Origin of the sequence: Streptacidiphilus pinicola, assembly GCF_003258295.1 — a bacterium.
GTDB lineage: Bacteria > Actinomycetota > Actinomycetes > Streptomycetales > Streptomycetaceae > Streptacidiphilus > Streptacidiphilus pinicola.
This window is the reverse complement of sequence record NZ_QKYN01000104.1, coordinates 1-24,191: the sequence shown is the minus strand read 5'-3', so window position 1 is coordinate 24,191 and position 24,191 is coordinate 1. Positions and strand designations below refer to the sequence as shown.

Below are 24,191 nucleotides of genomic sequence, written 5' to 3'. Positions count from 1 at the left end.
GTCTTCGCCGAGCAGGGCTACAACGCCACGACGGTGCGGAAGATCGCGGACGAGGCGGGGCTGCTGGCCGGGAGCCTCTATTACCACTTCGACTCCAAGGAGTCGATGCTGGAGGAGATCCTCTCCGGCTTCCTGGACGAGCTGTGGGCCGGCTACGACGAGGTCCTGGCCGCGCGGCTGAGTCCGAAGGAGACCCTGGCCGCGCTGGTCACGGAGTCGTTCCGGGAGATCGACCGGCACCGTGACGCGGTGGCGATCTACCAGAAGGAGGCCCGGCAGCTCTCCGCGCAGCCGCGGTTCGCGTTCCTGGTCGCGTCGCAGACGCGGTTCGAGCAGGTGTGGCTGGAGACCCTGGAGCGCGGGGTCTCCACCCAGGCCTTCCGCGCGGATCTGGATCTGCGGCTGGCCTACCGGTTCCTGCGCGACACCGTGTGGGTGGCCGCGTCCTGGTACCGGCCGGGGGGCGGGCACAGCCCGGAGCAGATCGCCCGTCAGTACCTGTCGATGGTCCTGGACGGGATCGCCGTTCCGGGCTGAGCCGCCGTCGCCCTACGCCTCGATGAGCGGCGTCTCCGGCTCGCGCGGCTTGCGCCGGCTGAACCGCAGGTAGAGCGAGGGCACCACGAAGAGCGTGAGCAGGGTGGAGCTCACCAGGCCGCCGAGGATGACGACGGCCAGCGGGTACTCGATCTCGCGGCCCGGCTGGTCCCCCGCGATGACGAGCGGCACCAGGGCGAGCCCGGTCGCCAGCGAGGTCATCAGGATCGGGGCCAGACGTTCGCTCGCGCCGCGGACGACGAGGTCCGGGCCGAACTCCATGCCCTCCTCGGTTTCCAGATGCTGGCAGTGATTGATCATCAGGATCCCGTTTCTCGCGGCGATCCCGAAGACCGTGAAGAACCCCACCAGCGCCCCGATGGTGACCTCCGCCCCGCCGAACCAGACCGCGATCAGGCCGCCGACCAGCGCCATCGGCAGGGTGACGAAGAGCAGCGTGGCCAGCCGCCAGGAGCCGAAGGCAAGCTGCAGCAGCAGGAAGATCGCTACGGCCGCCAGCGCGGCGGTGGTCAGCAGGCTCTGCTGCGCCTGCTGCCGCTCCTGGTACTCGCCCAGCAGCGCGTAGTGCGAGCCCTGCGGGACCGTGACGTTGGCGGCGAGCTTGGCGCGGATCTGACTGACCACCGCGGACAGGTCCCGTCCCTCGGCGACGTTCGCGCCGACGTCGATGTAGCGGGAGTTGTCCTCACGGGTGATCAGATAGGGGTCCGGGCCCAGCTTCACGCTGGCCACGTCGCTCAGCTTGATGTGGCCGCCGCTCGGGGTGTCCAGCGGCAGCGCGGCGATCGCGCCCGCGTTCTCCCGCACGGACGGGATGCTCCACACGTAGACGCCGTAGACCTGGTTGTTCTCGAAGACGTTGCCCATCTCCTGGCCGGCCACCAGCGTCGCCGCCTGACGGCGCACGTCACCCGGCTTGAGGCCGTACTTGGCGGCCTTGGCCAGGTCGACCTCGACGTTGATCTGCGGGGTGTCGACCGAGAGGTCCATGTGCGGGTCGACCACCCCGGGCACGCTGGAGACCTGGCCGAGCACGGACTGCGCGGTGCTGCGCATCTGGGCCAGGTCCTGGCCGTAGACGCGGACGGTGACGGCCTGCTTGGAGCCGTTCAGCACCTCCTCGATGCGCTCGTTGAGGTAGGTCTCCACGTCCCGGTACAGGCCCGGGTAGCTGTTGACGACCTGGCGCACCGCGTGGACCGTCTTGTTGTAGTCGACGTTCGGCGAGATGTGCAGCCAGACCTCGGCCGCGTTGATGCCGACGATCTCCTCGCCCTGCGGGGCGCGGCCGATGTGCGCGCCGAAGTCCTCGACGCCGGGGATCGCCCGCAGTTCGGCGTCGAGCTGGGTGGTGGTGCGCAGCACCTCCTGGTCGGAGGTGCCCGGAATGGCGTCCCAGTGGATCAGCAGGTCGCGCTGCTGGAACGTGGGGAAGAGCGACTGCCCCAGCTGCGGCGCGATCAGCGCGCCGCACAGCACGACGGCCGCGAAGACGCCGTACGCGGCGGTCGGCCGGGCCACGATCCGGTTCAGGAACCGCTCGTACCAGCGGCGCAGCACCCGCACCAGCGGCGACTGGAACCGCTTGAGCGGCGCGCGACGCAGCAGGATCAGCGTCAGCGCCGGGGTGACGGTGAGGGCCACCGCCATCGAGGCCAGGATCGCGAGCGTGTAGGCGAAGGCCAGCGGCCGGAAGAAGGCGGCGGTCAGGCCGTGCAGCAGGAAGATCGGCACCGCGGCCGCGACGATGATCAGCGTCGCGTAGACGATCGGGCTGCGGACCTCCAGCGAGGCGCCGAGGATGATCCGGGCCGTGGATCTGCTGGCCTTGTCCCCGTCCTTGCCGGTGCGGCGGGCGATGCGCAGGCGTCTCAGGATGTTCTCGACGTCGATGATCGCGTCGTCGACGACCGCGCCGAGCGCGATGATCAGGCCGGCCAGCACCATCGTGTTGACGGTCGCCCCGACCGCGCGCAGCACCAGTACCGCCGCGGTCAGCGAGAGCGGGATGGTGATCAGGCTGATCAGCGCCACCCGCCACTCGAACAGGAACAGCACCAGGATCACCACGACCAGCAGGAACCCGAGCAGCAGCGAGCTCAGCAGGTTGTGGATGGAGTCGTCGATGAAGTCGGCCGGCCGGAAGATGTGCGAGTCGAAGGAGACGCCCTGCAGGCCGGGCTGGAGCGACTTGATCGCGTCGTCCACCGCCGAGGTGACCTTGAGCGTGTTGCCCCAGGGCAGCTTCTCGACCACCAGCAGGATGCCCGGTTTGCCGTTGATGATCGCGTCGCCGATGAGCGGCTGGTAGCCCTGGGTGACCTGGCCGATCTGGCCCAGCGTCACCTTCTTGCCCTGGGCGGCCTGGTCCTCGAGCGGGATCTTGGCCAGGTCGGCGGGGCTCTGCACGGCCAGCTGGTGGGCGACCGGAAGCCGCTGGCCGCCGAGGCCGGGCGCGGCGCCGCCGTCGAGGAACCCGCCCGCGCCGACGACGGCGCCGGTGGAGAACTGCAGCGCGCCCGAGTCCAGCGCGTCGGCGGTGGACCGCTCCACGTTGTCCAGAGTGACCTGCTGCGAGGCCATCTTCTTCGGGTCCACCTGGACCTGGAACGCCTCGGGGCGCTGGTCCCAGATCGACACGTCCGCCACGCCGTCGACGTGCAGCAGGCGCGGCTTGACGTTCCAGTAGGCGAGCTGGGACAGCTCCATCGGTGTCAGCGGCTTGCCGTGCGGGCCGTTGCCGCTGGCCGTCATGCCGATCTGCAGCACGCGCGCGGTCGCGGAGACCGGCGCCAGCATCACCGGCGGGCTGGCCCAGCGCGGCAGCGTCGGCCGGACGGTGGTCAACCGTTCCTGCACCAGCTGACGGGCGTGCAGCAGGTCAGTGGTGGGCGAGAAGACCATGACGATGGAGGAGAGCTGCGGCACCGAGGTCGACCGCATCTGGCTCAGTCCGGGCATGCCGTTCATCGCCAGTTCCAGCGGCACGGTGACCAGCTGCTCCACGTCCGAGGTGGACAGGCCCAGGCTCTCGGTCTGGATCTCCACCTGAGGGGGAGCGAACTCGGGAAAGACGTCGACGGGCGTGCTGCGGACGCTGGCGATCCCGATCGTCATCATCGCGACGGCGGCGGCGACCACCAGGAACCGGAAGTTGAGGCTCCAGGCGACGATGGCACGCATCACGCCGCCGCGCCCCTTGGCCTGCGCGCGCATCATTCCTCCCCCACTCCGTACTCGGTGCCGAGGAGCTCGGCCGCGCCGACGACGACCACCTGCGTGCCGGGGCCGGGCCCCGCGCTGAGGTCGACGGTCTCGCCGACGTACTGCGCGACGGTGATCGCGTGCCGGGTGTAGGCGTGTCCGCCGTCCGGGACGTAGACCCAGGGGACGCCCTCCGGGTCGTAGATCACGGCCGTGATCGGCACCTGCGTCTGGCCGCCTCCCCCCGGAGCGACCGTCACCGTGCGCACCCGCACCCGCTGTTCCGCGAGGGGGGTCAGCACCACCTTCCGCACGTGCCCGTACCCGGGCAGGGTCGCCGTCGCGCTGGGCAGCGGCGCGAGGGACGCGGGGGTGTAGGCGTTCGGCGTGTCGTCCTTCGGCCCGCACCCGGCGAGCACGGCCACCCCCACCACCCCGGCCACCACGACGACGAGTCCGCGCGCCCCGCGCATCAGGCTGCGCCTCGCTTGGGGGCGGGAGGCTCTGACATCTGCGGCTCCTCCCCCAGCCTTCGGCCGGGGGATTTTCGCGCCCCGCGGCGGAGCCGCATATCGGCAGTGCCCCGCGCCCCCGGGGGTGCAACTGCCGTCGCGCTCGGACCGTTCTCCTCCACCCCGGCGTCAGCCGGCTCGCCGCCGTCGTCGGGGAAGAGGTCTGCCTCGTCCTCCGAAGGGCCGGGGCCCCGGCCGGCGAAGGCAGGGAGGAGGAAGAGGGTCACGGCCGTGGCCGTCACCGCGCCGCCGATGAGGACGAAGGAGAGCGGGCGGACCAGCTCCAGCCCGGCCACGTCACCGCGGACGGTGAACGGGACGACGAGGAGGATGAGCCCCACCGCGGAGGCGACGAGCGGGAAGGACGCCTCCCGCGCGGCCGCCCCGGCGGCGGCCGTCGTGCCGCCGAGCTCCAGCTCGCGCGTGCGCCGCAGCACGCGGAGGCCGCCGCGGACGGCGAGGGCGAGGACGCCGAGGAAGCCGATCAGGGTGCCGGCCGACAGCTCGCGGCCCGCGGCGAACGCGGTGAGCGCGCCGCCGGCCAGGGACAGCGGCAGCGTCAGCAGCAGCAGTCCCGCCCGTGACCAGCTCTTCAGCGCCGCCTGGAAGAGCAGCAGCGTGCCGAGCGCGCAGCCGATGGCGACCAGGATGATCTGCAGCGACGCGTCCTGCTGCTGGGCCAGGCCGCTGGAGACCTCGGCGTGGTAACCGAGCGGCAGGGCGACGCCGCGCACCGCCGCCTGGACCCGGGAGACCGCCGTGTTCGCGTCGATGCCGTGCAGCTGCGCGGTGATGTCGAGGTAGCGGGAGGCCTGCTCGTGGTCGACCTCCGTCGGCGCGGGCGCGATGCTGACCGTGGCGACGTCCTTGAGCGGCACCTGGCCGCCGTTCGGGGTGTCCAGCAGCAGGTTCTGGATGTCGCCGAGGTTGTCGCGGACCGCGGGGACGCTCCACACCGCGACGTCGAAGATCTGCTGCTGCTGGTAGTAGCTGCCGACCGGGATGCCGGAGATCAGCACGGCGGTCGCGCGGCGCACGTCGCCGGGCTTGAGGCCGTACTGGGCCGCCTTGTCGACGTCGGTGTCGATCAGGATGGAGGGTTCCTGCGTGGGCTGGTGGACCGTCGCGCCGCTGACCCCGCCGATGCCGTCGACGAGGGAGCGCAGCTGGTCGGCGCGGGCCGTCAGGGTCGCCCAGTCGGTGCCGTAGAGACGGACCGTCAGGGGCGCGCTGCCGCCCGGGTCGGTGTCCGAGCGCGGGGCCTGGGCCAGCGCGGACTGCGCGTACGTCAGCAGCCGGCTGTGCAGCGCCGGGTAGCGGGCGAGGACCTTGTCGATCGCGGTCTTGGTGCGGGCCAGGTCCGCACCGCCGGAGACGGTGAGCCAGGTCTGCGCGGAGTCCACGTTGACGATCTGGTCGCCCAGCAGCGACTGGCCGATGTCGCTGGCCACGTTGGTGACGCCGGGCACGGCGCGCAGATCGGAGCCGGCCGCCTCGGTGGTCTGCCGCATGGCGGGCAGCGAGGTGCCTGGAGCGGCGCTCCACTGCACGACCAGGTTGCGGTCCTGCGGGGTGGGGATCAGGCCGCCGTCGCCGAACTGCGGCACGATCGCGAGCGCGGCCAGGGTCAGCACGCCGGCCAGGACCAGCGCGGGCGCGCGGCGCCGCGCGAAGACGGCGGCGAGCCGGTCGTAGCCGGCCTCGATCCCACGCGCGACGGGCGGGACGGTGCGGCCCTCGGGCGAGCGGCGCAGCAGCAGGAGTGCGAGCGCCGGGGTGACGGTCAGGGCGACGGCGGTCGCGGCGACCATGGTGAGCGCGTAGGAGAAGAGCATCGGCCGGGTCAGCGCGCCGTTGCTGCCCGGGACGAGCAGCAGGGGGACGCCGGCGAGCAACAGTACGGCCAGCGCCCAGCCGAGCGGGCGGCGCACGCCGAGCAGCGCCTCGGTGAGCGCGGCGGCGCGGCCCTCCCGGCCGCTCCCGTCCCCGGCCGCGTCGCCGGTCCCGTCCCCGCTCCCGCCAGGGGGCCGGTCGAGGCCGCGCTGGACCGCCGCGACCGCCGAGACGGCGTCGTCCACGACGACGGCCAGGGCGACGGCGAGGCCGGCCAGGGTGAACCAGTCGAAGGTGGCGCCGCGCAGTTCCAGCACCCAGGCGGCGGTGATCATCGGCAGCGCGACGGCCACCAGCCCGACCAGGGCCACCCGCCAGGAGCGCCAGGCCACCCCGAGCCAGACGACCAGCAGCACCAGCCCGGCCAGGGACGCCCAGCCGAGGTTGGCGAGCGCCGCGTCCAGGTAGTTCGCGGGCCGGTAGACGTTCATGTCGACCTTGACACCCGACAGGCCGGGCGCGAGCTCGGCCATGGCCTGCCGGACGCCGCGGTCCACGGCGAGCGAGTCGGCGCCGGGGAACTTCTGGACCACCATCAGGAAGCCGGTGCCGTCCCCGGCCTGGGAGGTCAGCACGGCGTCGCCGCGCAGCGCCGGATGGTCCTCGACAACCTGGGCCACGTCGCCGAGCTTCAGCTTGCTGGCGCCGGTGTCGACCTCGACCGGGACCCTGGCCAGGTCCTGCGGGGTGGAGATCGGCAGCAGGTGCTGCACCGAGAGGCGCTGGTTGGGGGTGTCGATGAAGCCGTCCGCGCCGGGGGAGGAGGCCTCGACGAAGGAGAGCGGTGAGGTCCACATCGCGTCACCGGCGGTGTTGATCACCTGAGTCAGCGTCACGCCCTTGGCGTGCATCTGGGCCGGGTCGACCAGGACCTGGAGCTGCTGGTCCCGCTGGCCCCAGATGGTGACGTTGGCGACGCCCGGCACCGCGAGCAGCCGCGGGCGGATCCGCCAGCGGGCCAGGGTGGACAGGTTGATGGGGTTGACGCTGGTGGAGGAGATCCCCACCATCAGCGCCCGCGACTCGGCGGACAGGGGCTGCACCATCACCGGCGGCGTGCCGACGTTGACGACGGCCGGGCCCTGGGTGACCCGCTCCTGGACCAGCTGCCGGGCCTGGTAGATGTCGGTGCCGGGCTTGAAGGTCAGCTCGATGTCGGAGAGCCCGGGCAGCGAGCGGGAGCGGAGGTGGTCCAGGAAGGCGATGCCGTTGAGCTCGTCCTCCATCGGGACGGTGATCAGCTGTTCCACCTCGTTGGTGGACAACCCGATCGCCTCGGTCTGGATCTCCACCTGCGTCGGAAGGAACTCCGGCAGGGTGTTCACGGCGGCGTTTCTCAGTGACCCGATGCCCAGCCCCATCACCACGAGTGCGGCGACGACGACGGCGGCGGCCAGGCGCAGGCAGGACGTGATCAGCCAACGCACGAGTGCTTCCCCCCGATCTCGGTTCCCCCCACGGCGGCTCCAGCTGACGTCAAGTCGGAACGCACGTCATTCGTGCGCGACGTAGGCGTTCTTGGCGATGGATGCCGTTTTCTCTCCCCCAGTACGAAAGTCGTCTAACACAACTACCCACGATCGGCTGAATGCGGACGGTCGTCGCAAGAATGCGGAGCGTGGTCCCCAGGTTGCGTGTAGGTGACGTGAAGTGAGTGTGTCACTACGGTCAGTGCTCTGCCAAGACGCCAAGGCATATCGGGACGGACACAATCGTTGGAGTCGTTCATGAGCCTCGAACCCCAGCCCGCACGTCCCTCCGTGCTGATCAGCGCCGCGATGTCCGTCGACGGGCACATCGACGACGCCACGCCGGAGCGCCTGCTGCTCTCCTCGCCGGAGGACTTCGACCGGGTCGACGCGCTGCGCGCCGAGAGCGACGCGATCCTGGTCGGCGCGGGAACGCTGCGGGCGGACGACCCCCGGCTCGAGGTCCGCGACGCTGGTCGGCGCGCGGCGCGCGTGGCCCGCGGCCTGCCCGCGCACCCGCTGAAGGTCGCCCTCGTCGGACGCGGCGGCCTCTCCGCCGAGCTGCGCCTGTGGGGGAGCGGCGGGGCGAAGCTGGTCCTCGCTCCGGACGCCGCGGTGCCCGCCCTGCGGGAGTCACTGGGCGGGGTGGCGGAGGTCGTCGGGACGGGCGCGGAGCTGGATCCCGCGCGCGTGCTCGACGAGCTGGGCGCGCGGGGCGTGCGCCGGCTCATGGTGGAGGGCGGCGGCGCTATCCACTCGCTCTTTCTGACGGCGGGTCTGGTCGACGAGATCCAGCTGGCCGTCGCCCCGTTCTTCGTCGGCGACGCCGCAGCCCCGCGCTTCGCCCCGCCGGTCGGCCTGCCGTTCCCGCAGGACGCCGCGCACCGGATGACCCTCCTCGGCGCCGACCCGCTCGGCGACCTCGTCGTCCTGCGCTACGCCGCGCGGCGGTCCGACGCGTCACGCCTGACGGACGCGGACCTGCGCTGGATGCGTGTCGCGATCGACCTCTCCCGGCAGTGCCCGCCGTCGGAGACCGCGTACTCCGTCGGCGCGGTCATCGTCGCCGCCGACGGCACGGAGCTGGCCCGCGGCTTCTCCCGCGAGGGCGGCGACGACAAGGTCCACGCCGAGGAGTCCGCGCTCGCCAAGCTCGCGGCGGGGGATCCCCGCCTGCGCACGGCGACCATCTACTCCACGCTGGAACCCTGCTCGGTCCGCGCCTCCCGCCCCTCCCCGTGCGCCGAGCTCATCCGCTCCGCGGGGATCGGCCGCGTGGTCCTGGCGTGGCGCGAACCGGCGCTGTTCGTCGCGGACTGCCAGGGCGTCGAGCTGCTGGAGGCAGCGGGCGCGACGGTCCTGGAAACCCCGACCCTGGCGGAAGAGGCCCGGGCTGTGAATGCCCACTTGGTTTGAGTTCCCCGCGCCCCTGAACAGTGCAACTGACTCAGTCAGAATTGATCATGTGGCGCGCGGCGTAGACGAGGTACTCCCAGAGCTCGGTCTCGTCCTCCGCGTCCAGCTCCAGCACGTCCACCGCGTCGCGCATGTGGCGCAGCCACGCGTCGTGCGCGGCCTGGTCGACCTTGAACGGCGCATGCCGCATGCGCAGGCGGGGGTGGCCCCGCTCGTCGCTGTAGGTGCGCGGGCCGCCCCAGTACTGGATCATGAAGAGGGTGAGCCGCTCCTCGGCCGGGCCGAGGTCCTCCTCCGGGTACATGGCGCGGAGCTCGGGGTCCGTGGCCACGCCCTCGTAGAAGCGGTGGACCAGGCGGCGGAAGGTCGGCTCGCCGCCGACCCGCTCGTAGAAGGTCTGGGTCTGCAGGGTTCCTCGCTTGATCTGGTCCACGCGTCCATCCTCTCAGACCGGGGAAGCCGCCCACCCCGGATATCAGGCGTCGTCCCACCGGAAGAGCCGGAGCGAGACCGCGCACAGCACCACCGCGACCGCCAGCAGCCCGCCGATCGTCGGCAGCGCCGCGTCCACGCCCTTGCCCCGGCTCAGCACGTCCTGCATCGCCGTCGCGAGATGGTGCAGCGGCATCACCTGGGCGATGCCGCGGACCCAGCCGGGGGCGAAGTCGAGCGGGAAGAAGGCCCCGGAGAGGAAGGCCATCGGCAGCACGATCAACTGCGCCGCGCTCTGGGCGGCGTTCTCCGTCTTGGCGAAGGAGCCGGCGAGCAGGCCGATGGACATGAAGCAGAGCGAACCGCTCAGGACCAGCGGCACCGCCAGCCACCAGTCCCCGGTCAGTCTGAGGCCGTAGTACGGCAGCGTCGCCACCGCGAGGAAGACGGCGGTCTGCACCAGCGCCACCAGCAGTGTCACCGCCGTGGGCGCGGCGATCACCCCGGCCAGGCCGACGGGGGCCAGCCGCAGCCGCCGCAGGATTCGCTTGCGGCGCCAGGCCACCAGCGTCAGCGCCGCGGAGAAGGTGCCCGAGGTGGCGATCGCCCAGCCCAGCAGGCCGGGGGTGAGGTACTGGATCGGCTTGGTCGACCGGTCCTCGACCTGAGCGGTCGTCAGCGACCAGGCCGGCGGGCGTCCGGTCGCGTTCTGGTTCGCCTGCTGGACCACCGCGTTGACCAGCGCCTGGACCGTCGCGGCGCGCGTCTGGTCGCCCGCCGAGAAGTGCAGCAGCAGCTGCCCGGACCCGGACTGCTGCAGCGCGCCGTCGTCCGTGCCGTCACGGACCCTGCGCAGCGCGTCGGCCAGGTCGTCGTCCCGTTTGACCGTCAGGCTCCGGCCGAGCTGCGCACGCTCGGCCGGGGTCATCGAGTCGAGCACCCGGACCGGGCCCACCTGAAGCACCGTCGAGTGCGCCGCCGTGCCGCCCTTGAACAGGACGCCGAAGAGCAGCAGGAACATCAGCGGGAACAGCACCGTGAAGAAGAGCCAGGTGCGGTCGCGGAAGTTGCTGACCATCAGCGCGCGGGAGAGCGAGAGGAAGGCCTTCATTCCCGGACTCCGATCATTCCCGAAACGCCCGTCCGGTGAGGTGGAGGAAGACGTCCTCGAGCGTGCCGCCGCGCACCTCGAGACCGTGCAGCGCGCCGCGCTCGCCGAGCAGGGCGAGGACGGGCGCGGGGGAGCGGGTGGCGAGAACCAGTGAGACGCCGTCGTCGGCGACCTCCACGGCCTTGCCCAGCCGGGTGCGCGCCTCGTCCGCGCTCAGCGCGCCCGACGGGACGCTGATCCGGGTCGGCGCGTCCAGCTCGCGGATCAGCGCGGCGGGCGCGCCGGTGCGCAGCAGCCTGCCGTGGTCCATGACGGCGACGCGGTCGCAGAGGATCTCGGCCTCGTCCAGGTAGTGCGTCGTCAGCACCACGGTCCGGCCGTCGGCGTTGATCTCGCGCAGCAGGTCCCAGAGGTTGCGCCGGGCCTGGGGGTCCAGACCCGTGGTCGGCTCGTCGAGGAAGACCAGCTCGGGTTCGTGGACCAGCGCGCAGGCGATGGAGAGTCGCTGGGCCTGGCCACCCGACAGCTTCTCGGCCTGGGTGCCCGCGAACTCGGTCAGGCCCACCCGGGCCAGCATCTCCTCGGCCCGGCGCAGGCCGACGCCGTAGAGCGAGGCGAAGGTCGCCAGCTGCTCCCGGGCCGTCAGCCGCTCGAAGAAGGCGGAGGCCTGGAGTTGCACGCCGATCCGCGGCAGCAGCCGCGGGTTGCGTGGCCACGGGCGCTCGCCCAGCAGCGTCGCGGTGCCCTCGTCGGGCTCGCGCAGACCCTCCAGGATCTCCAGTGTGGTGGTCTTGCCGGCCCCGTTCGGGCCGAGCAGACCGAAGAACTCGCCGCGTCGGACGGAGAGCGAGACACCGTCGACGGCCTGTACCGCGCCGTAGCGCTTGCGCAGGCCGTCGGCGGTGATCGCCGCGTTGTCGTCCCCTGTCACCGTTCCCCCCGTTCGGTGTCGGGTCCTGCGTGGTCGGTCAGGCGCAGTGCACCGTGATGGTGGTCCACGCGCCGACGTGGATCCGGTCGCCGTTCTTGAGCTCCACCGGCGTGAACGCGGGCAGCGGGTCCGGGCTCCCGTTCAGCGAGGTGCCGTTGGTGGAGTCCTGGTCGATCACCACCCAGCTGCCGCCCGGCTGCTCCTGGAGCAGCGCGTGGTTGTGCGAGGCGCCCGGGTCCTCCGGGGCGATCGACAGGTCGATCTCCGGCACGGTGCCGCGCTGGTGGCTGCGGCGGCCGATGCGGAGCTGCCCCTGACCGGTCATCGGGACCCGGCGCTCCGGGGAGTAGGGCGGGAAGTAGAGTCCGGACGCCTCCGGGCCGCTTCTGGCCATCATGTCCTGGAAGTAGTCGCGGTCGGCGGTGACCACGGCGATCCAGGTGCCCCGGTAGCCGGGTGCGCCCTGCTGCGGCTGCCCCACGGAGGACGACGGGGGACCGAAGGGGTCCTGGGCGGGCGCCGCGCCGGCCGGGCCGCCCTGCGAGGGCGGGGCCAGCATGTACTCGGTGTTGCCGCCGTTGGTGTCCCCGGTGATGTACGAGGCGTACCCGCCGCCGTTGACGACCGGCCCGGAGACCGGCTCCGCCGGCGCCGGCTGCGGCTGCCCCAGGCCCTGCGGGGCCTGGCCCGGCTGCCCGTACTGCGGCTGCGGCGCGGGCGCCGGCATCGGCTGCTGGCCCATGCCGGGCTGACCCATGCCGGGCTGGCCCATCGGCTGCTGACCCGGGACCGAAGACGGAGCCGGCACGGGCGCCGCGCCCTGCCCGGCCGCCGCCGGGGCCAGGTCCCAGTCGTAGCCGCACTCCTCGCAGTACCGGCCCGTGCGCGGCGTCGCGCAGATCGGGCAGACCGGCAGCCCGGCCGTCGGCGTGGCGGGCGCGGGCGCGGACGGCGCGTGCTGCTGCCACGGCTGACCCGCGGCCGGCTGCTGCGGCTGCGCGGTCATGGGCGCACCGCAGTAGTCGCAGTAGTCGGTGGTCTGCGAGGTGTGGCCGTTCGGGCAGATCGGCATCGTGCAAGCCCCCCTCGGGCTGGCTGGGCGTCGGTCGGCAGCGCGTTCGAATGCAGCGGGGCGGACCCGCTACTTCTTCACCCTGACGGTCTTCGTGGAGCGTGTCTCGAGGGTCATCGAGTCCTCCTCGCTCACGTTCTTACGGAAGCGAACGGTACCTTCCTTCGCGTCGACCACGTCCACCACCTTGGACAACAGCTTGAACGTGTCCTCGTTGCCGGACTCGGCGGCCAGCTGAACGGCCTTGCCCAGCTTCGACGTTGCCGTGTCGAGGTCGCCGCGGCGGTGGGCGTCGAGACCTTCTTGGATGGCGCCGGCGAGCTCGGCCTGCCCGGTGTAGTGCGCGACCTGCGGGTTGATCTTGGTGGAGGCGTTGAGGTCGTCCGTCCACACGGCCTTGACCAGACCCTGGGAGAGCACCTCGGTGGTCCCGTCCGGCTGCGGCACGACCAGGCTGATCCGGCCGGCCAGCATCTCGTCGCCGACGCCCGCCGGCGGCACCTCGATGCAGACGTGGTAGTCGCGGCTCTCGCCCCCCCAGGAGCCGGTCGGGTAGTCGCCCGCGCGCGGGCCCGCGTCGACCCGACGGCCGCTCAGGTCCTCGACGACGGGGGCGACCTGCTTGACGAACTTCACCTGCGCGTTGGCCGGCGTCCAGACGCGCAGCGCGACGTCGGCGACGGCCTTGCCCATGGCCTTCTCCATCATCGCCCGGAAGTCCTCGGCCAGGCCGGAGGGGTCGGCGACGATGTCGACCGAGCCGAGCAGCGCGGAGGAGATCCGGCGCAGCTCGGCGACCTCCCAGTCGGTCCCGACACCGCGGCAGTCCGCGGTGAACCGGCCCTGGACCCGGTCCAAGGTGTGCTGGAGCTGGTCCGGGCGCTCGTGCTCGTTGCGGCCGTCGGTGAGCAGGATCGCGTGACGGATGGAGATGTCGGGCCGGGTGGTGAAGATCTGGTCGGCCTTGGTCAGCCAGGTGCCGATCGCGGTGCCGCCGCCGGGGGTGAGCCGGCGCAGCGACTGCTTGGCCTCCTCGCGGGTGCCCGGCGAGGAGATCGCCAGCTGCCCGGCGCCCGGGTAGACCTCCTTGGCCTCGTGCGTGCCCGCCACCACGGCGAAGGCGACGCCGTCGCGGACGGAGTCGATCGCGACGGCCGTCGCCTCCCGCGCGTTGCGGATCTTGGTCGGCGGGTAGTCCATCGAGCCCGAGCAGTCCACGGCGATGACGACGGCCGCGTCCGGCCCGTCCAGCGGGCTGCCGTAGCCCGCGGCGGGCAGCGCCGCGCTGGTGCCGCCGCCGGTCGCGGTGACCGTGACGATCGCGTTGACCTCGTTCGCCCCCTGCGCGAGGTACGCGTTCTGGAAGATGTCGACGGAGAACTGCGGGAAGTTGGACTTGGTGAGCTTGGCCATGGTCAGCTCTCCCCCTCGCGAAGCTGAATGGTGGGTGAATCGAGGCTCTCGCCTACGAGAGTCGGCGGGTGGTCCGGCATGGTGGGCTCGGGCGGATCGACGCGGTCGACCGGCAGCAGCGCGACCGTGACGTTGTCGTGCCCGCCCCGATCGCAGGCGTAACGCGCCAGCGTCTGCGCGGCCTGCAGCGGCTTGGTCCGCGCGTCCGCCGGGACGACGGCCGCGAGGTCGGCGGCGGCCTCGGCGTAGTTCCACAGACCGTCCGAACAGATGAGCACCGTGCCCGGGGCGTCCGGGACGAAGGTCGTGATGTGCGGCTCGACCTCGATCGCGTCCGCGCCCAGCCAGCCGGTGATCGCGTGCGCGCGGGGATCGGCGAAGGCCTCCGCCTCCGTCATCAGCCCCGCCTCGACCATCCGGGTGGCCCAGGAGTCGTCGACGGTCAGCCGGCGCGAGCCGGAGCGGTCGTCCGGGAACCAGTAGGCGCGGCTGTCGCCGACCCACCCGATGGTCACCCGACCCTCCGTCACCACCGCGCTGACGATGGTGCAGGCGGGCGCGTTGCGGCTGGGCTCGCGCTCGTACTCGGTCGCCAGCGCGTCCACGCGGGCGGCCGCGGACATGATCGCCTGCGTCATCGCGGTCTCCGGCACCTCGCCGGACTCCAGCGCCTCCAGCAGCGTCTCGCTGGCGGTGTCGGCGGCGGCCTGCGACGCGTCATCGGGCCGGGTCGCCGAGGAGACGCCGTCGCAGACCACGGCGACGGCGGCGGAGTTGCCGTCCGGCCGGGACGTCGCCGCGACGGCGAAGGCGTCCTCGTTCCGGTGGTGCCGGTGCCCGCGGTCGCTCACCCCGCAGACGCCGTTCAGTGACCGCTCCTGATGATCCCTCGGCCGCGGCTGCGCGAGGCCGCAGGCCTCGCAGTAGCCGTCGGTGTCGATCCGCTGCGCGCCGCACCCGACGCACAGCCGGCTGTCCCCGACCGCCACACTGCTCCACGGATCCGGCACGCTGACGGCTGCCGCCTCGGGCCCCTCCACCTCCGTGGCAAGCAACGGCGCCGCCAACACGAAGTCCCCTGTCGCCCCCGACCCAGCCCCAGCCGCGCCCTGCGCGCCTGCGGCGCCGGCAGCAGCCTGGCCGACGCCGGGAGCTGAGCCGTGCGTGCTGCCCGCAGGGCCCGCCCCGGCCATCCCGGCTCCGCCGGCGGCACCGGCCGGGCCGGTCCCAAAGTCCGCGCCGATCACGCCGCCCGCAGGGCTCGCACCGGCCGGGCCGCCCGCAGGGGACGAGCTGGGGCCGGCCGGGGTGCCGAAGGCGTCGAGGGCGAAGTGGTAGTCGTCGGCGAGGTCGTCGTCCTCGTCCGGCGTGGCCGGGGTGGGGCTCGGCGCGGCCGAGCGGGGGTCGGCGGAGGCGGCGCGGGCGGCGGAGAGGTCGATGCCGCACACCTCGCAGTAGCGGTCGGACTCGCCGACCGGCTGCGTGCAGTTCGGGCAGGAGAGGGTCAGTTGATCCATGCTTTCGCTCACACCCAGGTCCTCGGGCGCGTGCGGTTGGCCCGCTCGACCCATGCGATCCGTTGTTCGGGACTTTCGGCCAGTCGGGCCAGCTTGCGGTAGGAGTCCTCCAGCGCGAAGCGCAGCGCGCGCTCCTCCGCGGGGCTGCCGAGCAGCGTGATCGGCGCGGCCGCGCCGGTGACGTCGGGGCGGCCCGCGAGGACCCACCCGAGCGCCTTGCCGAGCACCTCGACCGACAGCTCCTCGCGCCGCCGCGCGTCCAGACCCAGCCCGCCCAACTGGGCCGAGGCCGCGTCCAGGTCGAGCCGCAAGGCTTCCTGCGGGGCGCGCTCGCGCAGCCGCGCCCGCACCGACGCGACGCGCGCCGCGACGTAGTGCGTGGACGCCTCGGGCACCGACTCCAGCGCGCCCACCGCGCCCGGCCGGTCGCCGGTCGCGAGCAGCACCCGCGCCAGGCCGAACGCCGCGCTCACGTACGACCGGTCCGTCGTCCACACCAGGCGGTAGAACTCCGCGGCGTCCTCGCGCTCGCCGAGCGCCTCCGCGCAGACGCCGAGCGCCAGCTTGGGCGCGGCCTCGCCGGGGAACGCGTCGTAGATCGCGTCGAAGGACTCGGCCGCCGCGCGCAGCGCCGCCCCGGACTCGGGGCCGCCGGGGACCGCGGACGCGGCGAGCGCCGCCAGGCCCCGGTACCAGACGACCCGCCAGTCGTCGGCGGCGTCCGTGCCCAGCTGGGTCAGCGCCTCCTGGACGGCGACCAGGTCGCCCTTCTCGATCAGCGCGCGCAGGCCGCGCAGCCGCAGCTCGACGGAGTTGACCGGCGCGGTGCCGAGGGCGGTGAGCACCTCGTCGGGTGAGGTGGCCATCAGCGAGGCGAGGAAGCCGGCGTTCGGGTCGCCCGGGTCGATCCGCGGGACCGGCAGGGCCAGCGCGGCCGCCCGGGTGTCCAGCGGCAGCACCCGCGGGACGGTGACGGTGCCGTTCGGCAGGGTGATGACGGGGTTGCCGGGCGAGGGCGCCACGGACTGCCGGCGGCGGCCGCCGCGCGTGGACGCGGGCGGCTCCTCCAGGTCGGCGTGGAGCAACTCGGTGTCGACGACCCGCAGTTCCGGACCGAACAGCGTCGACAGCGCGGGGCGCGCCCGGCCGTCCTGCAGCGCCAGGATCTCGCGCAGCACGCCGGTCAGCTGCTCGGCCATCTCCTGGGCGGAGGAGAAGCGCCGGCCCGCGTCCGGGTCGGTCGCGCGGACCAGCAGGCGGTAGTAGGACTCGTACTGGTTGAAGACCTCGACCTCCTCCGGGCCGGGCAGCGAGTCCCGGTAGACCGTGGAGTAGCCCTGGAAGTCGAAGGTCATCACCGCGAGCGCGCGGGCCACGGTGTAGAGGTCGGAGGCGGGGGAGACGCCCTCGGTGGCGATCTCGGGAGCCTGGTAGCCGATGGTGCCGAAGATGGCGCCGTCGTCGTCCTGGCGGCGCACCGCGCCCATGTCGATGATCTTCAGCTGGTCCTCGGACTGGATCACGTTGTCCAGCTTGAAGTCGCAGTAGATCAGCCCGCGTTGGTGCAGGTAGCCGAGAGCCGGCAGGGCTTCGAGGGCGTAGGCGATGGCCTGCTCGACGGGCAGCGGCTCGCGCCGCCCGTCCGCCTGGCGGCGCGCGTCGGCGATGTCCTTGAGGGACTTGCCGCCGACGTACTCCATGACGATGTAGCCGTCCCGGGTGCCCTTGCGCGGGTCCGGGTGCTCGACGAAGTTGATGATGCGGACCAGGTTCGGGTGGTCCACCTCGGCCAGGTAGCGGCGCTCGGCGATGGCGACCGCCAGGGCCTCCTCGTCGCCGGTGTCCAGCAGGCCCTTCAGCACGATCCAGCGGTCGTTGACGCGCCGGTCGATGCCGAGGTAGATCCAGCCCAGACCGCCGTGGGCCAGGCAGCCGACCACCTCGTACTGGCCGCCGACCAGGTCGCCGGCGAACAGCTTGGGCGTGAACGAGTACGCCGTACCGCAGTTGGTGCAGAAGCCCTCGGTGCGGCCCGCCACGCCGTTCTTGGTGCGGCCGACCGGCGCCTCGCACTTGCTGCAGTAGCGCTTGCGCTCGGCCACCTCGGGGTCGGCCAGCACCTTGGAGCGCGGGTCCTCCTTCGGCACCGGCGGCACCGCGACCAGGCCCGCGCCCAGCGCGCCGCGCTGGCTGCGGCTGCCCCGGCTGGTGGTGCGCACCGAGACCGAGCCGCTGCGGCCCGTCCGCAGCGAGCGCGAACGCCCCGACATGGTGCGGGAGCTGCGCGAACTGCGCGAGGTGGAGGTGGAGCGGGAGGTCGAGCCGCTGCCGCCGGGGCCCTGCTGCGCCGGTACGGACGCGACCGGGAGCGGGGCGAGCCCGCACTCGGTGCAGTAGCCGTCGGCGTCGATGACGCCGGTGCCGGTGCAGTCGGGGCGCACGCAGGGCGCGCCCGGCCCGCTCGGCGCCGCCGCGACGGCCTGACCGGTGCGGGCACCGGCTGTCCCGCCGCCCGCCTGCCCGCTGCCCGCCTGCCCGGTTCCGGCGCGCGACGCCGCCGGGAGCGGGGCGAGCCCGCACTCGGTGCAGTAGCCGTCCGCGTCGATGACTCCCGTGCCGGTGCAGTCCGGCCGTGTGCACGGTACCGCGTTCATCCCCGCCATCCCCCTGCGGCCCGTGCCGCAATGGTCGTCAGTTGCTGAGCCTGTTCCAGTTGCCCTGTCATGATGCTTCCCCCCGACGGCGCTCAGGCACCGTAGGGGCGTCCGTCGACCGGTCCCGCCGTCTGCTGCTGGACCGCGCGCAGGCCCTGCTGGTAGCGCACCACCGCGTACTCCGCGGCGCGCAGGTCGCAGGGGGCGCTCCAGAGCATCCGCCGGGCCTGGTCGTAACGTTCGATCAGTTCCGGGTCCTCGGCGGCACCGAGCCGGGCCGCCATGGCCTTGTACGCGTCCAGGCGCCCGCGCAGTTCCGCGCGGACCGCGAGCGGCGCGGTGACCGAGGTAAGCGACTCCCGGGCCCGCTCCAACTCCCGCTCGGAGGCCGCCTCCAGGGTGTCCAGCAGCGGGCCGAGTTGGGACCAGCGGCCGTGCCGGCGCAACTGCTCGGCCTGGGCCAGCCGCTCGCGCATCGCGCTGGCCGGCCCGGGCACCGTCGGCACCTCGGTGGCGGCGATCTTCGCCAGCACCTCGCCGCGGGCGCGGCGCGCCTCGGCCAGCGTGGCGTCGGCGCGGGCCAGCGTCTCGCCGACGCGCTCCAGCCGCTCGTCCGCGTCGTCCCGCAGCCGCACCAGATCGGTCAGTTCGAGCCGGATGTCCTCCACCGCGCGCTCGGCGCGGTCGTAGCGGCCGGTCTCCACACTGCCGCCGACGGGTGCGCGCCCGGGCGCGGGGGCGCCGACGGGGCGCGGTATCCAGAAGGCGAGCGGGTCGGAGACCACCTCGCCGCGCAGCGCGCCGAGCTCCTGACCGAGCTCCTCCAGCGCGTCGCCCGCCGGATGTTCGCCCGGCAGCACGCCGACGGAGCGGGCCAGCGCCTGCACCCGGCCGAGCTCGGCCAGCAGCAGGTCGATCCGGGCCGGCAGCGCCGACCAGACCGCGTCGGCCGCGGAGGCGACCTCCATGATCCGGGCGTACCACTCGTTCATCCGGTCGACCAGCTCGCGCAGGCTGACCTGCTCGCTCAGCCGCGCACCACCGGTCAGCGAGGGCCCGCCGCCGGGCAGTTGGCTGCCGGCCACGGTGACGCCCTTGCCGCGCAGCAGCTCGGTCAGCTCGATCAGCTCGGACTGGGTGGGCCGGCTGCGCCGCGAACGCACCGCGCGGGCGGCGGCCAGCGCCTCGGAGTAGGTGTCGAAGAGGGTCCACATCAGCTGCAGACCGGGCTCGGCCGCGGCCCAGAGCTCGTTGGTGCGGCCGGTCAGCTGGGCGCCCTCCAGCAGGCGTCGGCCCGGGTGGTCCTGCAAGGCCAGCAGGGAGGATTCGACGGCCTCGCGCTCGTCGCCGAGCCCCTTGAGGGTACGGTCCACCTCCTCGCGGCTCATCACGGGACCGTACGGTCCGGTCAACGCCATGCTTGCTTGTCTCCCTGGTGGTCGTGCCGACGGTCGCGCCGTCGAGTGGCAGACTCTCAGATCCGGCTCCGGGCGGAATGCCCGGGGGCGGACCTTGTTGCAACCTTGACGCGGTCAGCGCGTGTAGTGGGCGGTGGGCGGGGCTCCGTCCTGTCCGGTGGTGGGACGGATCCACTTCTGGTAGCTGCGCTGCCAGTCCCCACCGGAGATGTAGGACTGCAGCACCGCGTTGATCCGGGCCGCCAGGTCGGTGGCGCCTAGCTTGACCGCAACCGCGTAGAACTCGGTGTCCAACGTGCCCGGCACGATCTTCAGCGACTTGTCCTGCGCGTTCAGGCCGGCCGCCAGCGCGCCGTCGGTGATGGTCGCGTCGACCTGGCCGAGCTGCATCAGCACCAGGCAGTCCAGCTGGTTCTCGACCGGGACCTCCTGGGACTTGTACTGGCTGGTCTGCAGCAGCGCCTCGGCGGTGGAGCCCTTGGCGGTGCAGATCCGCCGGCCCTGGATGCTCGAGTTCAGCCCGGTGACCTGGGAGTTCTTCGGGACCAGGATCTGCTGCCCGGTCTGGAAGTAGTCGGCGGAGAAGGAGACCTGCTTCTCCCGGTCGCAGTTGTGGGTGAAGGTGCGCACCACGACGTCGACCAGGCCGCTCTGCAGCGCCGGGATGCGCTGGTCGGTCGGCACGGCGAGCAGGGTCACCTTGCTCGGGTCGCCCAGGATCGCCGTGGCGAGCGCCCTCACCAGGTCGATGTCGAAGCCCTGGATGTCACCGGAGTTGGGGTCGCGGAACCCCCACAGGTAGCTGTTGGTGTCGATGCCGGCGACGAGCTTGCCGCGCGCGATGATGCGCTGGACGTCCAGCCCGGACTCGGAGGTGCTCGGCGCGACCGTGGCCTGCAGGTCGCAGCCGCCGCTGTCGCCCGGCGCGCGCACGATCTGCACGCCCGCCTGCCGCGTCGGCGCGGTGTTCGTCTCGGCCGCGGAGCTGCCGGCGAAGGCGAACCCGCCGAGCAGCAGCGCGGACGTCACCGCCCAGACGCCCGGTCGCCGCAACCAGCCAAAGGTCTTCATCTCTGCTCTCCCCCTACCGGTACTCGGCCACACGCCGGTTGACGCCGACCACCACGCCGGCCGCGGCGAGGACCGTCAGCACGCCCGCGCCCGGCGCGAGCAGCGAGGTGGCGCTGCGGGCGCTGTCGGCGAGGCTGGTGAACTGCGCCTGCTCGTTGGCCGCCGCCGCGGACAGGCTGCTGTTGAGCGAGGTGAAGGCCGCGTCGATGGTGCCGGAGCCGCTGCCGATGGTGTCGGACACCGCGGTGCCGTAGTCGCCGCCCTGGTTCGCGGTGTGGGCGACGTCGTGCCGGGACTGCCAGGTGTGGAAGGACGCCACCGCGGCGTTCACCTCGCCCTGGGCCGCGGCGTCGCCCGAGGTCATCTGCTGGGCCTGGGCGAGGTAGCCACCCGCGCCGGCCAGCTTCTTGCTCTCGGCGTCCCACGCTGTCTCGTACGCGGTGGTCGAGCCGCGGGCCACCAGGTTGAGGTTCTCCGCGGCGCGGCACTTCAGCGCCTCGATCTCGGCCTGGTTCAGCATCTGGAGCGGTGCGGCGCCCTTGCTGTCACTGTCGGACAGGTAGGAGGCGGAGATGCTCTGACCGACCCCCAGCCACAGCAGCGCGACCGTCGCGCAGGCGGTGGCGAAGACCAGACCGAGGTTGAACACCCGGTTGGTGCGGTGGAACAGCCGGATCTGCGCGCGCACCAGCAGCGCCAGCAGCACGACGCCGAGGCCGAGTGCGGCCCAGGGCAGCGAGCGGGCGTCGGCGTAGTCGTTGTCCAGCCGGCTGCTCTCGGCCTGGTAGAGGCTCTGCGCCTCGTCCAGCATCTGGTTCTGCATCTGCGCGGAGGCGAAGCGCAGGTAGGCGCCGCCGAGCGGGATGCCCTGCCGGTCGTCGGCCTTGGCCGTCTCGACCAGGCCCGCGTAGGTGGGCAGCTGGGCGTTGAGCTTGGTGATCCACTGCTGGCCCGGGTCGTCCGAGCCGCTCTGGGCGGCGGCCTGGGTGAGCAGTTGGGAGGCGGTAGCGATGTCGTCGCTGTACTGCGTGCGGACCGCCGCCGTCTCCTGACCGGCCTGGAGGAAGCCGGTGGCGGCGGTGGTGTCGGCGTCGGCGAGCGAGCGGAAGATCTTCGCCGCGTCGTTGCTCAGCGGCTGGCTGTGGTTGATGACGTTGTCGGCCGCGGTGGAGCGCGAGCTCACCTGCCAGACGGTCAGCACGCCGAAGAGCAGGGCCAGCAGGGCGAGCAGCACGGACGTGGTCTGCAGCCGGCGCGGCGGCGTGCCGGTCAGCCGGGAGCTCAGCCCCCCGGTGCCCCCGGCCCCCGCCCGCGGCGCGGCCTGTCGTGGCACGTCCCCGCGTGGCCCGGCCGGTTGCCTGGTGACCGGTCCTGTCGTGGCCGGTGAAGCCATGCTGCGCGCTCCTTCCCCCGTGCTGCGCACTCCCGGAGCGGTGTCGCTCGGAGCAGTCTTGTCGGAAGAAGTATGGCCGCCCGGTACGACATGGCACACCAGGGATGCCGCGATCTTGGGGAATCGCGGCAGAGCTGTGACACGGGCGGTGACAAAGCTGTCGATCCGATGTCACCAAGCAGGACGGATGGGACCTTTCGGGTCCAAGGCCCCCAGATCGCGCACCAGCGCGGCGAACCGCTCCGCCCCGAGCGCCTCCTGGTACGGCGCGACCGCCGCGACCGCGGCGGCGTCGGCGGCGCGGGTGCAGGCCCAGCCCCGCTCGCTCAGCCGCAGCAGCCGGGCCCGGGCGTCGCCAGGATGCGGCGTGCGCTCCACATATCCCTTCCGCACCAGCTCGTCCACGAGCTGTGCGGATGCCTGCTTGGTCACCCCGAGGTGCTCGGCGAGCTCCGCGGTGGTGGCGCCGCCGTGCGAGATCCGCGCGAAGGCGAAGCCGTGCGCGGGCCGCAGGTCGTCGAACCCGGCCGCGACGACGCGCTCGTGGACGCCCTGCACGAGCTCTCCGGCGAGCGCGAGCACGAGCGCGGCGAAGGCGAGGGGCTGCTGGGCTGCTGGTTCCGACATGGGTTGACCTTACCGCGATGGACAAGTAGCTTGTCGATATAGACAAGCTGCTTGTCCATCTGTGTAAAGCTCAAGAAAGGTCGTCCCTGCCATGCCAGTGATCCGCCACGACGAGGCCACCGTCCACGAGCTCCACGGCGTCCGTTTCGTCTCCTACGCCAACCCCACCACCGGCACCAAGGAACTCGCCGCCTGGCGCGGGGAGATCCCGCCGCACACCCCGGGCCAGGCCCACACCGTCACCCGCGAGGAGATCCTCCACCTCCTCTCGGGCACCCTCCGTTTCACCCTCGACTCCGAGGTCCACGACCTCACGGCCGGCGACGTCCTGATCGTGAACGCGGGCAGCACCCTCCGCGTCGACAACGTCTCCGACGCCCAGGCCCACATCTGGACCACCACCTCCCTCGGCCTGGAGGCGGTCATGTCCGACGGCACGCGCATCCGCCCGCCGTGGGCGAACGGCCTCTGACGGTCGGCTACCAGCCGGCCGGGGGAGTGAGCGCGGGAGAGGTCTGCCGCACCTCGACGCACACACCGAGCTCCGGCGTGGGCTCCGCGACGGCGACCCGGAACCTCCTGTCGGGCGCCGCCTGTGCCAGGCGCGCTCGCCAGGGTTCCAGGAGCAGTTCGGCCAGCGCGAGTTGGCTGTCCTCCAGGGACGCCTGCGGCCCTCCCCAGCGCCGGAAGATCTCCGAGACCTCGAAGTAGTTGAAGCTGTCGACCAGAGCGGTCCACGCTTCCCCGCCCCGGTCCGGGTGCCCGGACTCCACGGCCGACGCGAGCCGTGCGTCGTAGGTGTCCCGTCCCGCTCCGTGCAGGTCGACGAAGACGGCGCCGCGCACCTGGACGATCTCCGGCCAGTACAACCACCGGTACGGGATCGCCTCGATCACCCCGCCGACCTCGGCGAGCCACTCCGGCCCGCTCTCGGCGGACACCTCCGGGTGGGCCGACTGCAGCACCGCGACGGGATCCTGACGTTCGGGCATTCCGGTTCCTCTTCAGTAGCCTCGGGGCAGGTTCTCGCCTGTCGCCGATATTCCCAGTCCGCCGCCCTTCGGATAGTACAGCGGAGGCTCGATTCCGGAATGGGCCTTCCCGGTTCCGCGGAATCGAGGCCCCTTGATCCAACCGTTCGGGCTCCTGGGCTCGTGGATCCAGGTCTGATAGCGCGTGACACGCCCGTTTTCGTCATGCTCGAACACCGTGTGACTGCCCTGGGCGTTCTCGTCCGGCTGCAGATCCTGAGCGCGACTTCTCTTGGCCTGACCGTCGGCCGGGTGCGGGGAGAGGCCGAGCGGATCGGACCACGTGTGCGGGTTGTCGACGTAGGCGTCCGGGTTGGGGGCCGGGGTGAGGCCGAGTGGGTCGGGGGAGGTGTAGCGGGCGGTTTCGGGGTCGTAGTGGCGGTGGAGGTTGTAGTGGAGGCGGGTTTCGGGGTCGAAGTACTGGCCGGGGAAGCGCAGCGGGGTGTAGGCGGCACTGCTGGTGGGCCAG

At 72.6% G+C, this 24,191-nt stretch carries 19 protein-coding genes (1 of these 19 running past the window's edge); 3 read left to right on the top strand and 16 right to left on the bottom strand.

Features of this window, described 5'->3' with window-relative positions:
- Positions 1–537, top strand: partial view of a TetR/AcrR family transcriptional regulator gene (locus tag DN069_RS25860; protein WP_111504792.1) — the 3' portion only. It extends 51 nt beyond the left edge of the window; the window shows 537 of its 588 coding nt (coding positions 52–588); the start codon falls outside the window, past its left edge; the stop codon is at positions 535–537.
- Positions 538–549: 12 nt separating this feature from the next.
- Here DN069_RS25860 and DN069_RS25855 read toward each other — a convergent pair whose 3' ends face one another.
- From DN069_RS25855 to DN069_RS25845, 3 genes are read right to left on the bottom strand one after another with little or no spacing between them, the layout of a single operon-like run.
- Positions 550–3,777 carry an efflux RND transporter permease subunit gene (locus DN069_RS25855; protein WP_207892264.1) on the bottom strand — a complete coding sequence of 1,076 codons (3,228 nt, stop codon included), beginning with the start codon at positions 3,775–3,777 and terminating at the stop codon, positions 550–552.
- Positions 3,774–4,235, bottom strand: a complete 462-nt coding sequence (locus DN069_RS25850) for an efflux RND transporter periplasmic adaptor subunit (RefSeq protein WP_111504782.1) — start codon at positions 4,233–4,235, stop codon at positions 3,774–3,776. The genes DN069_RS25855 and DN069_RS25850 overlap by 4 nt, the downstream gene beginning before the upstream one ends.
- Complete coding sequence (locus tag DN069_RS25845; RefSeq protein WP_111504780.1) at positions 4,235–7,594, bottom strand: efflux RND transporter permease subunit; 3,360 nt, start codon at positions 7,592–7,594, stop codon at positions 4,235–4,237. The genes DN069_RS25850 and DN069_RS25845 overlap by 1 nt, the downstream gene beginning before the upstream one ends.
- Positions 7,595–7,894: 300 nt before the next feature.
- Between DN069_RS25845 and DN069_RS25840 the strand changes: the two genes are divergently transcribed.
- Positions 7,895–9,052: a dihydrofolate reductase family protein gene (locus DN069_RS25840; RefSeq protein WP_111504778.1), complete on the top strand. Its 1,158-nt coding sequence runs from the start codon at positions 7,895–7,897 to the stop codon at positions 9,050–9,052.
- A gap of 31 nt (positions 9,053–9,083) precedes the next feature.
- Here DN069_RS25840 and DN069_RS25835 read toward each other — a convergent pair whose 3' ends face one another.
- The 11 genes from DN069_RS25835 to DN069_RS25785 all read right to left on the bottom strand — a co-directional run bounded on the left by DN069_RS25835 (position 9,084) and on the right by DN069_RS25785 (position 22,691).
- Positions 9,084–9,485, bottom strand: a complete 402-nt coding sequence (locus DN069_RS25835) for a globin (protein ID WP_111504776.1) — start codon at positions 9,483–9,485, stop codon at positions 9,084–9,086.
- A gap of 42 nt (positions 9,486–9,527) precedes the next feature.
- A complete protein-coding gene (locus DN069_RS25830; RefSeq protein WP_111504774.1) occupies positions 9,528–10,595 on the bottom strand; it encodes an ABC transporter permease in 1,068 nt (355 codons plus the stop codon).
- 13 nt (positions 10,596–10,608) lie between these two features.
- Positions 10,609–11,526 carry an ABC transporter ATP-binding protein gene (locus DN069_RS25825; RefSeq protein ID WP_111504772.1) on the bottom strand — a complete coding sequence of 306 codons (918 nt, stop codon included), beginning with the start codon at positions 11,524–11,526 and terminating at the stop codon, positions 10,609–10,611.
- Between the two features lie 37 nt (positions 11,527–11,563).
- Positions 11,564–12,598 (bottom strand): FHA domain-containing protein, encoded by a 1,035-nt coding sequence (locus DN069_RS25820; protein WP_111504770.1) that lies wholly within the window; start codon positions 12,596–12,598, stop codon positions 11,564–11,566.
- 69 nt (positions 12,599–12,667) lie between these two features.
- The gene (locus tag DN069_RS25815; protein WP_111504768.1) at positions 12,668–14,011 is read right to left on the bottom strand and encodes a vWA domain-containing protein; all 1,344 of its coding nucleotides are present in this window, start codon (positions 14,009–14,011) and stop codon (positions 12,668–12,670) included.
- Positions 14,012–14,013: 2 nt separating this feature from the next.
- On the bottom strand, positions 14,014–15,540 hold the full coding sequence (locus DN069_RS25810; protein ID WP_341538502.1) for a PP2C family protein-serine/threonine phosphatase: 1,527 nt from the start codon (positions 15,538–15,540) through the stop codon (positions 14,014–14,016).
- Positions 15,537–18,182: a serine/threonine-protein kinase gene (locus DN069_RS25805; protein ID WP_111504766.1), complete on the bottom strand. Its 2,646-nt coding sequence runs from the start codon at positions 18,180–18,182 to the stop codon at positions 15,537–15,539. The genes DN069_RS25810 and DN069_RS25805 overlap by 4 nt, the downstream gene beginning before the upstream one ends.
- Before the next feature lie 92 nt (positions 18,183–18,274).
- A complete protein-coding gene (locus tag DN069_RS25800) occupies positions 18,275–19,570 on the bottom strand; it encodes a hypothetical protein (protein WP_111504786.1) in 1,296 nt (431 codons plus the stop codon).
- A 144-nt stretch (positions 19,571–19,714) separates the two neighbouring features.
- Positions 19,715–20,671 (bottom strand): glutamate ABC transporter substrate-binding protein, encoded by a 957-nt coding sequence (locus DN069_RS25795; RefSeq protein ID WP_111504764.1) that lies wholly within the window; start codon positions 20,669–20,671, stop codon positions 19,715–19,717.
- Positions 20,672–20,684: 13 nt separating this feature from the next.
- On the bottom strand, positions 20,685–22,064 hold the full coding sequence (locus tag DN069_RS25790; RefSeq protein WP_243639712.1) for a hypothetical protein: 1,380 nt from the start codon (positions 22,062–22,064) through the stop codon (positions 20,685–20,687).
- Positions 22,065–22,235: 171 nt separating this feature from the next.
- A complete protein-coding gene (locus tag DN069_RS25785; RefSeq protein ID WP_111504762.1) occupies positions 22,236–22,691 on the bottom strand; it encodes a MarR family winged helix-turn-helix transcriptional regulator in 456 nt (151 codons plus the stop codon).
- Between the two features lie 91 nt (positions 22,692–22,782).
- Here DN069_RS25785 and DN069_RS25780 point away from each other — a divergent pair, with 91 nt between their 5' ends.
- The gene (locus DN069_RS25780; RefSeq protein ID WP_111504760.1) at positions 22,783–23,163 is read left to right on the top strand and encodes a cupin domain-containing protein; all 381 of its coding nucleotides are present in this window, start codon (positions 22,783–22,785) and stop codon (positions 23,161–23,163) included.
- A 7-nt stretch (positions 23,164–23,170) separates the two neighbouring features.
- Here DN069_RS25780 and DN069_RS25775 read toward each other — a convergent pair whose 3' ends face one another.
- Together DN069_RS25775 and DN069_RS25770 are read right to left on the bottom strand one after the other, a co-directional pair.
- Positions 23,171–23,683 (bottom strand): hypothetical protein, encoded by a 513-nt coding sequence (locus DN069_RS25775; protein WP_111504758.1) that lies wholly within the window; start codon positions 23,681–23,683, stop codon positions 23,171–23,173.
- 12 nt (positions 23,684–23,695) lie between these two features.
- On the bottom strand, positions 23,696–24,191 hold a 496-nt coding region (locus DN069_RS25770), incomplete at its 5' end, for an RHS repeat-associated core domain-containing protein (RefSeq protein WP_243639710.1).

Bases quoted from the DNA above. Each gene is read 5' to 3' on its own strand.
- DN069_RS25855 (WP_207892264.1), bottom strand. From the start codon at position 3,777: ATGATGCGCGCGCAGGCCAAGGGGCGCGGCGGCGTGATGCGTGCCATC.
- DN069_RS25850 (WP_111504782.1), bottom strand. From the start codon at position 4,235: ATGCGCGGGGCGCGCGGACTCGTCGTCGTGGTGGCCGGGGTGGTGGGG.
- DN069_RS25840 (WP_111504778.1), top strand. From the start codon at position 7,895: ATGAGCCTCGAACCCCAGCCCGCACGTCCCTCCGTGCTGATCAGCGCC.
- DN069_RS25830 (WP_111504774.1), bottom strand. From the start codon at position 10,595: ATGAAGGCCTTCCTCTCGCTCTCCCGCGCGCTGATGGTCAGCAACTTC.
- DN069_RS25820 (WP_111504770.1), bottom strand. From the start codon at position 12,598: ATGCCGATCTGCCCGAACGGCCACACCTCGCAGACCACCGACTACTGC.
- DN069_RS25815 (WP_111504768.1), bottom strand. From the start codon at position 14,011: ATGGCCAAGCTCACCAAGTCCAACTTCCCGCAGTTCTCCGTCGACATC.
- DN069_RS25805 (WP_111504766.1), bottom strand. From the start codon at position 18,182: ATGAACGCGGTACCGTGCACACGGCCGGACTGCACCGGCACGGGAGTC.
- DN069_RS25800 (WP_111504786.1), bottom strand. From the start codon at position 19,570: ATGAGCCGCGAGGAGGTGGACCGTACCCTCAAGGGGCTCGGCGACGAG.
- DN069_RS25795 (WP_111504764.1), bottom strand. From the start codon at position 20,671: ATGAAGACCTTTGGCTGGTTGCGGCGACCGGGCGTCTGGGCGGTGACG.
- DN069_RS25790 (WP_243639712.1), bottom strand. From the start codon at position 22,064: ATGGCTTCACCGGCCACGACAGGACCGGTCACCAGGCAACCGGCCGGG.
- DN069_RS25785 (WP_111504762.1), bottom strand. From the start codon at position 22,691: ATGTCGGAACCAGCAGCCCAGCAGCCCCTCGCCTTCGCCGCGCTCGTG.
- DN069_RS25780 (WP_111504760.1), top strand. From the start codon at position 22,783: ATGCCAGTGATCCGCCACGACGAGGCCACCGTCCACGAGCTCCACGGC.
- DN069_RS25775 (WP_111504758.1), bottom strand. From the start codon at position 23,683: ATGCCCGAACGTCAGGATCCCGTCGCGGTGCTGCAGTCGGCCCACCCG.